The organism is Streptomyces sp. NPDC006551 (assembly GCF_040611675.1).
Taxonomy (GTDB): Bacteria; Actinomycetota; Actinomycetes; order Streptomycetales; family Streptomycetaceae; genus Streptomyces.
Genome location: NZ_JBEXOT010000037.1, coordinates 1 through 15,257, shown reverse-complemented (window position 1 = coordinate 15,257; position 15,257 = coordinate 1). Strand labels below are relative to the sequence as shown.

Genomic DNA, 15,257 nt, shown 5'->3' with positions numbered 1-15,257 from the left:
CGAGGGCCCCTCGCGCTTGTCAGCGCCACGGTCTAGCCTTCTTCATCATCGTTCCGGGGAGCGGGGGGCCGCTGTGACGCATGGGATCGCTCGTATACGGCTGGACGACGGGACGCCCGTCTGGGCCCGGATCAGCGGGGCCGAGGAACTCGACCGGGGCGACGGTTTCCAGGACACCGGTATCGGTGACCGGGTCGTCTCGATGGCCGGCGGGCTCACGGACGTGGTGCGCGGGGTGGTCGGTTCGCTGCGGGCCGGGCTCGACCCGCAGGCGCCCGTGGAGGTCGCGGTGAGCTTCGGCATCGAACTCTCGGCCCAGGCGGGCAAGGTGATCGGTGTCCTCGCGGACGGCGGCGGCACGGCCTCGGTGTCGGTCTCCCTGACCTGGACCGAACCGGGCCCGACCCCCGAACCCGGCCCTGGCTCCGCGTCCGGATCCGCGTCCGGATCCGGGTCCGCGGAGGGCACGGCCTCCGGCTCCGCCACCGGGCCCGGGGAGGGTTCCGCGCCGGTTCCCGCCCAGGCCACGTCCGGCGCCGCGCCCGAACCCGGCCCGCGTCACCGCCCGGCGGCCGATGGCACCGTATGAGCGCCCTCGACGCTCTCGTGCGCTCCGCCCTGGTGCGCATCTCCGACCCCGCCGATGGGTATGACGGGCGCAGCGAGCGGTACTGGGGCTCGGGCTTCTTCATCGCCCCGGGCTGGGTTCTGACCTGCGCCCATGTCGTGGCCAAGGGGGGAAGCGCGGTGTGGAGACACGAGCGGGCCGTCGGCGTGACCTGGCAGGGCGGGACGGCCGCAGGGCAGGTGGTCCTCGCCGAACCGCACCCCGAGCGGCCCGAACAGCCGCCCGACCACTGGGACTTCCCCGACATCGCCCTCGTCCGCGTCCCCGACGCCCGGGACGTCTCCTGCGTACGGCTCAGCGAGCGCCCGCCCGTCGTCACCCAGCCCATCCCGGTGAGCCTGCACGGCTGGTCCCGGCAGACCGGCAGGGCCGGAGTCCGCCAGGCCGTGGGCGAGGCCCACGCCGTCGACGGCCAGGCTCTCCTGCTGCGCTGGACGCTGCCCGTGGAAGGCTGCTCCGGCGGACCCGTCGTCGATCTCGGCAGGGGCGCCGTCATCGGCCTCAACAAAGGACGGGGCAGGGACGAGGGCGCCGCCGTGCCCATCACCGCCCTGCGCCGGCTGTACGACACACCCGGCGGCGAGATCCTCCACGAGGTCATGCGTGACCACGACCGCCACCACCTCGGCCGGTACCGCTCGCTCTCCGGCGACCCCGACTGGACCCGGGAGCAGATCCGGCTGCGGCCCCCCACCACCCAGGGCGTCGGCCCCGGGCGCCGGATCCATCTGTACGGACGTCTCGCCGAACTGCCCCCGCCCGCGGGGCCCGGCGAGGTGATGAACCTCGTCGACGACGTCAAGCGCCGTGTCCTGCACGACGACTTCCGCTCCGTGCTCGAAGCCGACCCGCGCACCTGGCGGGAGGGCGTCGGGCTGCTCCACGAACTGCGCGACCCGGTGCAGGAGGCGATCCAGGACCTCGGCCTCAACGCCGTCTTCCTGTACGCCGCGCTGGTCGCCCGGCACGTCGTCGACCTGCACGGCGACGGCCCGGCCGTCGAGAGCCTGGTCCGCTGGATCACGGACGAGGCCGTGGAGGCCCACCCCGCCATCCAGCAGGAGATCGCCCAACTCCTCGCCTCCGGCCGCCCGGACGCCACCGCGCCCGCCCCCGCCACCGTACGAGAACCCGGGGCGCGCGCCGACGTCCTGGTGGAGATCGACACCCCTCACTACGGCACCCGCTTCCCATGGCGGGTGAAGCTGCTCTTCGACGGGCGCACCGTCAGCCCGCTGCACGGCGACGACCGGGGGGTGGAGCGCGAACGGCTGCCCGAGACCCTGCGCGGACCGCTCACCGACGCGCTGCGCCGCGGCGACAGCGGCGAGCATCTGGCCGCCGTCGAGGCGGTGTTGCCGCGCGAGCTGTTCGACCTGCCCATCGACAGCTGGCGCCCCTCCTCGGACGACGAACTCGTCGACGAGTTCTCGCTGACGCTCGGACAGCGCCGGATCGTGGTCATCCGCGACGCCGGCCGCCGCGCCCGGCCCCCCTCGCACGAGTGGCTCAAGCGCTGGCGTGCCGCCGAGCACGAGCCTCTCCGGGCCGTTCCGCTGCGCGCCGAAGTGCTCGGTGCCGGCCGGAGCCCGCACACCGCGCACATCCGGCGCGAAACTCCGAGGGAGGCGTACGCCCGGCTCTCCGACGCCGAGGGCGGCGCGGTGCCGGTCTACTGCGGACGGGTCGGCAGCGGCGACGGCCTCAAGGCCATGGCCGCCGCGCTGGCCGCCGGCCACCCCCTGGCCCTGTGGCGGACCGGGCCCCACGACCACACCGACTGCGCCGAGTTCCACGAGCAGGCCGGGCGGCTGCTCCTGGAGGCCGGGAAGGCCGAGGGCTTGCACCGGCCCGTCCGCACCCTGCGGATCAGGGCGGGGGACGAGGAGGCCGATCCACGGGAGCGGTCCGCCTACGCCTGGGCCGAGAACCTCGCCGTCCTGTTCGACCCGCCCGACCGGCCCCCGCACGACCCTCCGCTCCACGGTCCGCCGATGCTCGGCGAGGACCCCGCGTGAGGGCGCGACGGGAGCGACGGGCGCCTCCGCCGGCCATGGCTCCGCACGGGCCGGCCCCGGGAGAATTGGTCCGGTTCGAGCATCGGCAGCTCCGCCCGCCGGGCGGTACGTTCGACGTACCCGGCCACCACACCACAGCCAGGAGGAGTCCAGCGTGAACGATTGGCGGATCTACCGTGGTGCCGGCCATCCGCACGACGAGATAAGGCGGTTGCCGCCCCCGCCCCCGTGGCGCGACTTCACCACCGGTCCGGACGACACCGACCCGGGCTCCGAACGACGGCTCGGCGTCCGCCGCCGGCTCGTCCAGAACCACCATCCCCGGCCCGCCGAGACCGACGCCGTCAACGCCGCGCTCTATCTGCGCAGACCGCTCCTGGTCACGGGCAACCCCGGCACCGGCAAGTCCACGCTCGCCCACGCCGTCGCCCATGAGCTGGGGCTCGGCCGCGTGCTCCGCTGGCCCATCGTCAGCCGCTCGACGCTGCAGGACGGCCTCTATCGTTACGACGCCATCGGACGCCTCCAGGACGTCCAGCTGGAGCGCGCCCAGGCCGGGTCGCCCGTGCCCGCCGCGGCCCCGGCCGGCATCGGCTCGTACATCCGGCTCGGACCGCTCGGCACCGCGCTGCTCCCCTCCGAGCAGCCCCGCGTCCTGCTCATCGACGAGCTCGACAAGAGCGACCTCGACCTGCCCAACGACCTGCTGAACGCGCTGGAGGAAGGCGAGTTCGCCATCCCCGAGCTGGAACGGCTCGCCGACCGGGAGCCCGTGGTCGAGGTGCTCACCGACGACGGCCGCAAGGTGCCGGTGCACGGCGGCCGGATCCGCTGCAGCACCTTCCCCTTCATCGTGCTCACCTCCAACGGCGAACGCGACTTCCCGGCGGCCCTGTTGCGCCGCTGCATCCGCCTCGAACTGGAACCGCCGGGCGAGGAGCAGCTGGGCGCCATGATCGAGGCCCATCTCGGGGCGGAGGCCGCCGCCGGTGAGCAGGGCCTGATCAGCCGCTTCCTGAACCGCGAACCCGGCGAGGTCATCGCCACCGACCAGCTCCTCAACGCGATCTACCTGACCCAGCACGCCCCCCGCACCGAGCGGGTGACCCGGGAACGCATCGCGGACATGCTCATGCAGCCGCTCGATCAGCCGAGGTGATGGCCGGATGCACCGGATGCATCTGGAAGAGCTCACCCGCAGACTGCGGGCCGGTGGCCAGGACCCGACCGCCGAGGAGATGGCGGACGCGGTCTGGCTGGCCCAGTGGCTGCCGCACGCGCCCGCGGACCCGGGCGCGGAGCGGACCACCGGCCCGCCCGCCCCCGGCCCTCCCGGCGAGGGGCGAGAACCGGCCATCGGCGCAGGGATGGAGGACGTCCGCGAGACCCGTCCCGCCCCGGACGTCCGCGGCGGCCGCCCCTCCGAGACCGTCGCCCTCCACATGGACTCGGGCGGCGCGGGCCGCGGCGGCGCCGGCGTGCGCGGCGGCGCGGCCCTGCCCGTACGCGCGCCCGGCGCCAACGCCCTGCCCGGACTGCTCGGCCTGCAGAAGGCGCTCCGCCCCCTGCGGCACTACACCCTGTTCCCGCTCCGGCCGGGCGAAGGCCTCCTCGACGAGGAGGCGACGGCCGAGCGCACCGCCGCCGCCGGCATCATCACCCCGGTCCTGCGCCCCGCCGCCGGCCGCCGCCCCGACATCCAGCTCCTCATGGACACCGGGCCCGCCATGGTCGTATGGACCCGGATGGTGGAGGAACTGCGCCAGGCCTGCCAGCAGTCCGGCGCCTTCCGCGACGTCCAGGTCCACCGCCTGTACGACACCGGCGAGGGCCCGCCGCTCGTCACCACCACGTCGGGCTCCGACGGCCACCCCCGGCTGCGCCCGGCCGACCAGCTGCACGACCCCACCGGACGCCGCCTCACCCTGATCGTCAGCGACTGCGTCGGACCGCTCTGGCAGCGCGGGGCGGTTCAGCGGCTCATCCACCACTGGCCCCGGCAGTCCCCGCTCGCCGTCGTGCAGCCGCTGCCCCCGCGCCTGTGGCCGCGCACCGCGCTCCCCGTCGAACCCGGCACGCTGCTGCGCCCCTCCACCCCCGGCGGACACACCGTCTTCCAGCCCGACGAGGAGCCCTGGGATCCGGTCCCGGCCGACAGCCGGGCCGTGCCCGTCCTCACGCCCACCCCGGAGGCGTTCGCCTCCTGGGCCCGGCTGTTCAGCGGCCACGGCGCCGGCGCGGTCCGCGGCTGGGCCGCCCGGATCGACCCCGAGGCGGTACGCCGGGGAGACGCGGCGCCGACCGCGGCACCGTCCCGGCCCGCGCGCGGCGACGACGAACTGCTGAGCGCCTTCCGCGCCGGAGCCTCGCCCGGGGCCCTGCGGCTCGCCGTCCACCTCGCGGCCGCGCCGCTGACCCTCCCCGTCATGCAACTGGTCCAGCGCGCGATGCTCCCCGACACCGGCCCCATGGAGCTGGCCGAGGTGCTCCTGAGCGGGCTGCTGAGACAACTGCCCGGCCCCTCCCCGTACCCCTGCTTCAGCTATCCGCCGGGCGTGCAGCAGTACCTCCTGGGCTCGCTGGACCGCAGCGCGGCCGCCCTCGTGCTCAAGCACTGCTCCGCGTACGTGGAGCGCAACTTCGGCCAGGGCATGCGCAACTTCCCCGCGCTCGCGGCCGCCCGGCTCGCCGGCCACGGCCCCGAGGACGACCTGCCCGCCACGGCGGACGAGTCCGACGAGCCGACCGGCCCGGTGGGACCCGAGCCGGAACTCTTCGCCCGCATCCCCGCGCGCGTGCTCCGCTTCTACCACCCCGACCTCGTCACCCCCGAACCGCTCGCCGAGGCCGAACGGCTGCTCGCGCAGGGACGCGGCCAGTCCGACCCGTCGCTCCTCGCCGACGCCCGCGAACGGGCCGAGGCGGCGCTCCCGGACGACGCCGTCCGCGCCCGGATCGTGCTCGGCCGGGTCCTGCAAGCCGAGGCCGACACCGGCGCCGTGCGCGGAACACGGCGGCGGCACGAGCTGCTCACCCGTGCCGTGGCCGAGCTGGAACGGGCTGCCGAGCTGGCGGGGAGGGGCAGCGAGGAGTGGGCCGACGCCCGGCTCGAACTCGCCGTGGTCCACCACGCCCTGTGGCGCCACACGGACGACCCCGCGCACCTGGACGCCGCCCTGGACGCGCTCGCCGGGGACCCGGGCGACTGGCCCGAGGCCGGCCACCCCACGCTCCACCTCCTCCACCTGCGCCGCGGCCGTCTGCTTCTCGCCCGCGGCGACGGCCCGGCGGCGGTCGCCGAACTCACCGCCGCGCTGCGCCTGTCCGAGAGCGGTCCCGTCCTGCTCGACCTGGCCGACGCCCTGCACCTCGCCGGAGCCGACGCGGCCGAGATCACCTCCGTACTCGACCGGGCGGGCGACGCCCTCGGCGACAGCGCCGCTCTGCGGCTGCGCTGGACGACGGCCAGGGCCAGGCTGTACGACGCCGTGGGCGACGCACCGGCCGCCGACGCGGCCTACGAAGAGGCCACGCTGCTCGCCCCGGCCGACAGCGAGCGGCGCGGACGGATCCTGATGACCTGGGGCGAGTCGCTCATGCGCCGCGCCGCGGCCGACACCGGCACGCAGCCGGTCGACCGGGCCGAGAGCGTGCTGCGCGAGGCCCTCACCCGCCTGCCCGCCGACGCCCCCGGCCGGGACCGGGCCCGGATATTGATCGGCAGCGTGCTCGCCCTGCGCTTCCACCGAGCCGGCTTCCTGCCCGACCTGTTCGAGAGCCGTCATCTCCTCGAACAGGCCGTCCGGACGACCCGGGACGCCGGCACACGCTCCGAGGTGTGGCTGCAACTGGGACGGGTGAGACTGGAGTTGAGCGAGACGGCCCGGGACGGCGTGCTCGGCGACGCGCTCACGGCGTACGAACGCTCCTGGGAGGACGCCAGGGCCGCCCATGGCGACACCCCGGGCACGGTCACCGGTGCCCGCGCGTTGCACGCCCAAGGAGCCGTCCTGCGGCTGATGGGGCGGGACGGACGAGCCCGTACGGTGCTGCGCGCCGCGGCCGAGCAGTGGCGGCGACTGGTGGCCGCGAGGGTGGAGGTGGACGGGAACGACGTCGAACGGACCAGAGGGTTGCTGGTCGAGACGGGCAGCGGACGGCTGCGGGTCACGGGCCGGCTCTCCGATGATGACCGCCACCGGATCGCACCGCCCTGGTGGGTCTGGAGCGAGACGGCCGGATAGCGACCGCGGAGACGGCTGGATACGGGGGCGTGAATGGGCGCAGTTGAGTCGAACGGGTTTCTGACTTCCTGGCGTCGGGAAGAACCGGTCCGCCGCTACGACCGTGGGGGACAGGCGTCGGTGAGGAGGAGCCGAGGGTGTTGGAGCACACGGAGTGGGCGACCGGTGTCGACCGGGACGCCGGTCAGGCTCCGCCCCTGCCCGATCTCACCGCTGTCGACCTGCGGACCTTGCGCGTCATGGACCATCCCGACCTGGTGGCCGCGGTCGACCGGGTGCTCGGCCGGTCGCTGGAGCTGGGCGAGTCCTGGGTCAGCGAGGGCAACCCCTGACGCTCACCGCGCCCACCGGCTCTTTCCGGTCAGATGTCGGCAACGAGCGGCGGCCGGTGCCGGGAGCGCACGATGACGGCCGCCCCGCTCTCCGCGGCCGACTTCGCGGAGCTGGCCAGGACCGGGCCGGCGACTCCGGCGATGGCCAGGCTCGACGCCGGACTCCGCTCGCGTCGGCTGCTGCTGCTCAAGGCCCTGCTGATACGCGTCCAGCGTCGGCGGGAGGGCGTGGACGGCGCGGTGGCCCGGCGCTTCGAGGCCGCCTGGGGCCTCCTCGAACAGGCTGAGCGGACCCACCCGCGCGTGGTGCGCGCGGTCCTCGACTATCCGACCACCGGAGCGTGGCTGGCCGCCGCACTCGCCGCCCCCGAGGGCCCGGCCCTCGACCGCAGGCTCGACCGGCTGGAGTCCATCGCCGTCACCGCCGCCCTGCGGGCCGGCTGCCCGCTCGACCTCACCGTCTCGGCGCCCGGCGGTGTCTTCTCGCTGACCGGCGTCGGACGGCTCCGGGTGGAGGGCGAGCGGATACGGCTGCGCACCCGCGCCCGGGTCGTACGGCTGGGTCCCGAAGGGTCCCGTACCGGCCACGCGGTCCTCCTCCTCGCGGACCCCCGATCCGGCACCCTGACCGGGCTCGGCTCCGGCTGGACCCCGCTGCGCACCCTGCCCGGCGCCACCGCCGTCCTCGACGACCTGGACCCGTACCGGGTGCCACCGGACGGGGTCGGCGCCCCACCGCGTGCCGCGGCCGAGCACGCCCGCACGGACGCGGGCGCCTGGTCCGGGCGCTGGCGAGCCGCCCGCCATCTGCTGCGGCAGGTCGATCCGGACCGCGCGGCGGAGGTGGCACGGGTGGTGCGGACGGTCGTCCCGCTGACCGCCGGCGGCCCCCGGGCGGTGCCCATGAGCGCCACCCTCCGCGCGGCACCCGGAGCCGTGCTGGCCTCCCTGCCGTCGAGCGCGCGGACGATGGCCGAGACCCTCGTCCACGAGATCCACCACAGCAAACTGGCCGCTCTGCACGAACTCGTACCCCTGCACCGGCCCGGGCGGCCGGCCCGCCACCAGGTCGGCTGGCGCTCCGATCCGCGGCCCATCGCCGGAGTGCTCCAGGGTGCCTACGCCCATCTCGCGCTCACCGACCTGTGGCGGCGGGCCGCCGCGGCCGACGGGCTGCCGACCGCGTGGCGAACGGGTGCCGGGCAACAGTTCGAGCGCTTCCACGATCAGGTGGGCGGGGCGCTCGCGATCCTGCTTGAATCCGATGAACTGACCATCGCGGGACGGGAGTTCGTCCGCGAAATGAAGAGGCACCATGCGAGCCTCGACAGCGGGCGCAAGGCCCGTGGGTAACACTGTGTCGACGAACGATGACAGCACGTGGTGCGTGAGCGGGATAGGGAGACGTTGATGGCGGAACAAGGGCGGTCGGGCGGCGCCGGGGCGCCGGAGCATGTCCTGGTGGTCTTCCCGGGCTATCACCGCCCTTGGGCCACCTGGATCGCGCAGCGCCTCGAAGGCCAGGGCATCAGGGTCACCCTGCAACGCTGGGACCCCCCGCGCGAGGTGCCCCTCGAAGACTCCCTCGGCGATCTGCTGCTCGCCCGGGGCCAGGTGCTCCTGGTCCTCAACGACTGGTTCTTCGAACTCGGCCCACGCCCGGCCGGCGAATGGAACGACGTCCTGCGCGGCTTCGTCGCGGCCCACGCCGACCGGTTCGCCGCCGTCAACCTCACCAACCGGCCGCTGCTCCCCGCCACCGCCGTCCTCGAACCCGTCAGCCTGTGGGGCGTGGGGGAGGACGAGGCCGAGGCCCGTCTGCTCTCCCGGCTCGCCGTCGAACCACGCCGCTCCCCGAACCGCCGCGTCCTGCCGGGAACGCTCGCCCGCTACCCCGACACGCCCCCCGAGATCTGGGGCGAGGTCCCGCGCCGCAACCCCCGCTTCACCGGCCGCGACGACCTGCTCACCGAACTCCAGCAGCGGCTCATGGACGCCGAACGCGGCAACGCGGCCTGCACGCTGCTCGGCATGTCCGGGATCGGCAAGACGCAGATCGCCGCCGAGTACGCCCACCGCTTCAGCCCCGACTACGACGTCGTCTGGTGGGTCAACTCCGACGACCGCAACGTCCAGCGCGACCGCTTCGGCGAACTCGCCGCCGAACTGGGGCTCGCCGCGGGCAACGAACCCGGCGAACGCATCCGTGCCGTACGGGAAGCGCTGCGAAGGGGCGACCCGCAGTCCCGGTGGCTGGTCATCTTCGACGGCTGGGACGACACCGACGGCGCCGGCGTCATGCTCCCCCACGGCCCCGGACACGTGCTGATCACCTCACGCAACCGCGGCTGGGGCGAGCACACCGACATCGTCGAAGTGCCCAGCTTCGACCGGGCCGAGTCCACCGCCTATCTGATGCGCCGCGCCCCGCACATCACCGGGCCGGAGGCCGACGAGGTCGCCGCCGAGTTCGGCGACGTGCCCCTGCCGCTCGTCCAGGCCGCCGCCTGGCTCGGCGAGTCCGGCATGGAAGTCCCCGAGTACCTGCGCATGGTCAGAGAAGGGCGGCTCTCCACCGTCGACGAACCCGCGCAGGGCGACGGCTTCCCCAACGCCTCCCTCACCTCCTGGTCGATACTGATCAACCGGCTCCGACGCGCCCAGCCGCAGGCCGTCGAGATCCTCAGTCTGTGCGCCTCCTTCGCCCCCGGCCGGATCCCGCTCGGCGTCGTCCGCGCCTACCCCCAGGCCGACCTGCCCGAGGACCTGCGCTGGATGGCGAACGACCTGCCCGCCTGGACCCGCGCCCTGGACACGCTCGTCAACTACTCCGTCCTCACCCGCGAGACCCGCGGCCCCGTCACGAGCACGGAGATGGGACCGCACCAGGAGTCCGTGCACATGCACCGGCTCGTCCACGACATCGTCGCCCGGCTCACCGACGGACCCCACCGCGCCGCCCACCGCAAAGCCGTCCGCACCCTGCTGGCCGAGGCGGACCCCGGCAACCCGATGGACAGCCGGCACTGGCCCCGGTACGCGGAGCTGCTGCCGCACCTGGAGCCGTCCGGCGCCCTCACCAGCCGCAACCCGCGCATCCAGAACGCCGTCCTCAACTGCCTGCGCTACTGCTACCGCAGCGGCGAGTTCACGGCGGGCGTCCGGCTCGCCGAGAAGATCCGCACCAGCTGGACCGGGTTCATGGACCCCCTGTCCCAGCCCCTCCTCGATCTGACCACCCAGGAGGGCAACGTCCTGCGCTCCAGCGGCCGGTTCCGCGAGGCGTACCAGCTCGACCACGCGCTCCAGGAGCGCCTGCGCCGCGCCTCACCGCCCAACGAGCTCGGCATCATGCTCTGCAACGGCGCCATCGCCAGCGACCTGCGCCACCTCGGCCAGTACGCGGAGGCCGAGGCGCTCCAGCGCGAGGTCCTGAACGAAGCCCAACGGCTCCTCGGAGACACCGAGTTCGTCACCCTCGTCGCCCGCTACAACCTCGGCGTGGGACTGCGTCTGCTCGGCCGCTACCAGGAGGCGTACGAACTCGACGTCGAGACCCTCGCCCGGCGCGAGACCATTCTGCGTCCCCGGCACGCCAACACCCTGAACTCCAGCATCGCCTGTGCCCAGGACCTCCGGCTCCTCGGCCACTACCGGGACGCCCTCGCCCGGCAGGAGTCCACCCTCCGGATGCACGTCCAGGTCCTCGGCCCGCTGCACCCGCAGACCCTCAAGGCCCGAGCCCAGCTGGCGCTGTGCCGCCGCAGGGAGGGCGGTTCGCAGCAGGACATCGGCGCGTTGATGTCCAGCGTCCTCGACCAGCTGGAACAGGTCCACGGCCGCGGCCACTACGTCACGCTCTCCTTCGTCAACGACTACGGCAACTATCTGCGCGAACACGGCGACCTGGCCAAGGCCAGGGACCTCATCGCCGAGGCCGAGGCCGGCTACCGCTCCCTCCTCGGACCGGCCCACCCCTTCGCCACCGGCATGCTCGCCAACACCGGCCTCGTCATGCAGGCCTCCGGGGAGCGCGCCGACGCCATGGCGATGCTGGAGGCGTCCCTCGCCGGCCTGTCCGCCTCCCTGGGCCCCGACCACCCCTGGGTCCTGGGCTGCGCGCTCAACGCGGCGGCCGCCCGGAACTTCAACGGCCGGGTCGCCGACGCCACCGAACTCAGCCGCGACACCCTGCGGCGAGCCCGCCACGTCCTGGGCAACGACCACCCGCTGACGCTCTCCTGCCAGATCGCCCTCGCCGCCGACCTCCGCGGCCTGCGCGAGGTGGAGGAGGCCGGAAAGGTCGAGGAGGACGCGCTGCTCACCCTCACCCGCACCCTGGGCGCCCAGCACCCCCACACCCTCTCCGCGCGCCAGCGGAACCGGCCCTACTGGGACTTCGAGGCGTACGTCTGACCCGTACCGGACCCGTACGGAGCGGCGTGCGGACACGCCGGAGGCCCGGCACCCCTCGCGGGGTGCCGGGCCTCCTTCCGTACGAGAACGGACGGACAGCGGGTCAGGCGTCGAAGACCTCGTTGACCAGCTGCTGCTGCTCGGCCTGGTGGCGCTTGGCCGAGCCGACCGCCGGGGACGAGGAGTGCGGACGCGAGATCCGGCGCAGGCGCTCGCCGTGCGGGATGTCGGCGCCGACCGCCAGGTCCAGGTGGTCGATCAGGTTGAGCGCGATGAACGGCCACGCACCCTGGTTCGCCGGCTCCTCCTGCGCCCACAGGTACTTCTCGGCGTTCGGGTACTTGGCGATCTCGGCCTGGAGCTCGGCGCCCGGAAGCGGGTACAGGCGCTCGAGGCGGATGATCGCCGTGTCCGTGACACCGCGCTTCTGACGCTCGGCCTCCAGGTCGTAGTAGACCTTGCCGGCGCAGAAGACGACCTTGCGGACGTCGGCCGCGTTCACCGACTCGTCGCCGATCACCGGGCGGAAGCCGCCGGTGGTGAACTCCTCCACCTTCGACGCCGCGGCCTTCAGACGCAGCATCGACTTCGGGGTGAAGACGATCAGCGGCTTGTGGTGCGGGTTGTGGACCTGCCAGCGCAGCAGGTGGAAGTAGTTCGACGGCAGGGTCGGCATGGCGACCGTCATGTTGTCCTGCGCGCACATCTGGAGGAAGCGCTCCGGGCGGGCGGACGAGTGGTCCGGGCCCTGGCCTTCGTAGCCGTGCGGCAGCAGCAGCGTGACGCCGGAGGTCTGGCCCCACTTCTGCTCGGCCGAGGAGATGAACTCGTCGACGACGGTCTGCGCGCCGTTGACGAAGTCACCGAACTGGGCCTCCCAGATCACCAGGGACTCCGGGCGGGCCAGGGAGTAGCCGTACTCGAAGCCCATCGCCGCGTACTCGCTGAGCAGCGAGTCGTAGACGTTGTAGTGGGCCTGGTCCTCGGCGAGGTAGAGCAGCGGGGTGTAGTCCTCGCCGGTCTCCTGGTCCACCAGGACCGCGTGCCGCTGGCCGAAGGTGCCCCGGCGGGAGTCCTGGCCGGACAGCCGGACGGAGGTGCCCTCCATCAGCAGCGAGCCGATGGCCAGGGTCTCGCCGAAGCCCCAGTCGATCGTGCCGTCGTCGATGGAGGCCGCGCGGCGCTGCATCTGCGGCATCAGGCGCGGGTGGACCTTGATCCGGTCCGGGATGTTGACCTGCGATTCGGCGATCCGCTTCACGACCTCCTGGGAGACCGCGGTGGTGACGGCGACCGGGAACTCCGGCTGAGCGTCCGGGACGTGCGCCGGAGCCGGGGCGGAGGTGGCCTCGCGGACCTCGGCGAAGACCTTCTCCAGCTGGCCCTGGAAGTCCTGGAGCGCCTGCTCCGCCTCTTCCAGCGTGATGTCGCCGCGACCGATGAGCGACTCGGTGTACAGCTTGCGCACCGAGCGCTTCTTGTCGATCAGGTTGTACATCTGCGGGTTGGTGAACTGCGGGTTGTCGCCCTCGTTGTGGCCGCGGCGGCGGTAGCAGATGAGGTCGATCACGACGTCCTTGTTGAACGTCTGGCGGAACTCGAAGGCGAGCCGCGCGACGCGGACCACGGCCTCCGGGTCGTCGCCGTTCACGTGGAAGATCGGCGCCTCGATCATGCGGGCCACGTCGGTCGCGTACATCGACGAACGCGACGACTCCGGGGCGGCGGTGAAGCCGACCTGGTTGTTGATGACGATGTGGACCGTGCCGCCGGTGCGGTAGCCGCGCAGCTGCGACATGTTCAGCGTCTCGGCGACGACACCCTGGCCGGCGAAGGCCGCGTCGCCGTGGAGGGCGACCGGCAGGACGGTGAAGTCCGTGCCGCCCTTGTTGATGACGTCCTGCTTGGCGCGGACGACACCCTCCAGGACCGGGTCGACCGCCTCCAGGTGCGAGGGGTTGGCGGTGAGCGAGACCTTGATCTGCTCGCCGTCCAGGCCGGTGAAGGTGCCCTCGGCGCCCAGGTGGTACTTCACGTCGCCGGAGCCGTGCATCGACTTCGGGTCGAGGTTGCCCTCGAACTCGCGGAAGATCTGCGCGTACGACTTGCCGACGATGTTCGCCAGGACGTTCAGCCGGCCGCGGTGGGCCATGCCGATGACGACCTCGTCCAGGCGGGACTCGGCGGCGGAGTCGATGACCGCGTCGAGCAGCGGGATGACGGACTCGCCGCCCTCCAGCGAGAACCGCTTCTGACCGACGTACTTGGTCTGCAGGAAGGTCTCGAACGCCTCGGCGGCGTTCAGACGGCGCAGGATCCGCAGCTGCTCCTCGCGCTCCGGCTTGGAGTGCGAGCGCTCGACACGGTCCTGGATCCACTTGCGCTGCTTCGGGTCCTGGATGTGCATGAACTCGACGCCGGTGGTGCGGCAGTACGAGTCGCGCAGCACGCCGAGGATGTCGCGGAGCTTCATCATCGACTTGCCGGCGAAGCCGCCGACCGCGAACTCGCGCTCCAGGTCCCACAGGGTGAGGCCGTGCTCGGTGATGTCCAGGTCGGGGTGCTTGCGCTGGCGGTACTCCAGCGGGTCGGTGTCGGCCATGACGTGGCCGCGGACCCGGTAGGAGTGGATCAGCTCGAAGACGCGCGCGGCCTTGGTGACGTCGTCGTCGTGGGAGGCGTCGATGTCCTTGAGCCAGCGGACCGGCTCGTAGGGGATGCGCAGGGCCTTGAAGATGTCGTCGTAGAAGCCGTCCTCGCCGAGGAGGAGGTTGGCGACGATCCGCAGGAACTCGCCGGAGGCGGCACCCTGGATGACCCGGTGGTCGTAGGTCGAGGTCAGGGTCATGACCTTGGAGATGCCCAGCTTGTTCAGGGTGTCCTGGGAGGTGCCCTGGAACTCGGCGGGGTAGTCCATCGAGCCGACGCCCATGATCACGGACTGTCCGGGCATCAGACGCGGCACCGAGTGGACGGTGCCGAGGCCGCCGGGGTTGGTCAGCGAGACCGTGACGCCGGAGAAGTCCTCCATCGTCAGCTTGCCGACGCGGGCGCGCTTGACGATGTCCTCGTAGGCCTGCCAGAACTCGAAGAAGTTCAGGGTCTCGGCCTTCTTGATGCCCGCGACGACGAGCTGGCGGTCGCCGTTCGGCTTCACCAGGTCGATCGCGAGGCCGAAGTTCACGTGCTCCGGCTTGACCAGGGTCGGCTTGCCGTCCTTCTCCGCGAAGGAGTAGTTCATCGACGGCATGGCCTTGATCGCCTGCACCATCGCGTACCCGATGAGGTGCGTGAAGGAGATCTTCCCGCCCCGGGCGCGCTTGAGGTGGTTGTTGATCACGATCCGGTTGTCGAAGAGCAGCTTCACCGGGACGGCGCGGACGGACGTGGCCGTCGGCACCTCCAGCGAGGCGTTCATGTTCTTCGCGACCGCGGCGGCGGGGCCGCGCAGGGTGATCAGCTCGGGGCCGGCGGGGGCCTCGGTGGCCGGCGCGGCGGCCGGGGCCGCGGGGGCCTTGGCCGCCGGGGCGGGGGCCTGAGCCTTGGCCGGGGCGGGCGCGGCCGGAGCGGCGGCGGCCGGCTCGGCGGGCGCCGGAGCCGGAGCGGCCTGAGCGGGGGC

8 protein-coding genes are annotated in these 15,257 nt (G+C 73.1%); 7 read left to right on the top strand and 1 reads right to left on the bottom strand.

All coding sequences use genetic code 11. The annotated features are described in order from the left end of the window. Positions 1 to 73: 73 nt before the first annotated feature. From ABZY12_RS26350 to fxsT, 7 genes are all read left to right on the top strand, one after another. On the top strand, positions 74 to 589 hold the full coding sequence (locus tag ABZY12_RS26350) for a CU044_2847 family protein (protein ID WP_356894458.1): 516 nt from the start codon (positions 74 to 76) through the stop codon (positions 587 to 589). Beyond that, positions 586 to 2,646 carry a trypsin-like peptidase domain-containing protein gene (locus ABZY12_RS26345; protein ID WP_356894456.1) on the top strand — a complete coding sequence of 687 codons (2,061 nt, stop codon included), beginning with the start codon at positions 586 to 588 and terminating at the stop codon, positions 2,644 to 2,646. Before ABZY12_RS26350 ends, ABZY12_RS26345 begins: the two co-directional genes overlap by 4 nt. A gap of 154 nt (positions 2,647 to 2,800) precedes the next feature. Then, on the top strand, positions 2,801 to 3,805 hold the full coding sequence (locus tag ABZY12_RS26340) for a MoxR family ATPase (protein WP_356894454.1): 1,005 nt from the start codon (positions 2,801 to 2,803) through the stop codon (positions 3,803 to 3,805). 7 nt (positions 3,806 to 3,812) lie between these two features. After that, positions 3,813 to 6,890, top strand: coding sequence for an SAV_2336 N-terminal domain-related protein (locus ABZY12_RS26335; RefSeq protein WP_356894452.1), 3,078 nt, complete (start codon positions 3,813 to 3,815; stop codon positions 6,888 to 6,890). A gap of 137 nt (positions 6,891 to 7,027) precedes the next feature. Further along, entirely contained in the window at positions 7,028 to 7,222 is a 195-nt protein-coding gene (locus tag ABZY12_RS26330; RefSeq protein WP_356894450.1) for a hypothetical protein, read from the top strand. Positions 7,223 to 7,294: 72 nt separating this feature from the next. Further along, positions 7,295 to 8,575, top strand: a complete 1,281-nt coding sequence (locus ABZY12_RS26325; protein WP_356894448.1) for an HEXXH motif-containing putative peptide modification protein — start codon at positions 7,295 to 7,297, stop codon at positions 8,573 to 8,575. Positions 8,576 to 8,632: 57 nt separating this feature from the next. Next, positions 8,633 to 11,638: an FxSxx-COOH system tetratricopeptide repeat protein gene (gene fxsT / locus ABZY12_RS26320; protein ID WP_356894446.1), complete on the top strand. Its 3,006-nt coding sequence runs from the start codon at positions 8,633 to 8,635 to the stop codon at positions 11,636 to 11,638. Positions 11,639 to 11,741: 103 nt separating this feature from the next. Here the strand turns inward: fxsT and ABZY12_RS26315 are convergent. Further along, a partial coding sequence (locus ABZY12_RS26315) for a multifunctional oxoglutarate decarboxylase/oxoglutarate dehydrogenase thiamine pyrophosphate-binding subunit/dihydrolipoyllysine-residue succinyltransferase subunit (RefSeq protein WP_356894444.1) occupies positions 11,742 to 15,257 on the bottom strand: 3,516 nt, incomplete at its 5' end.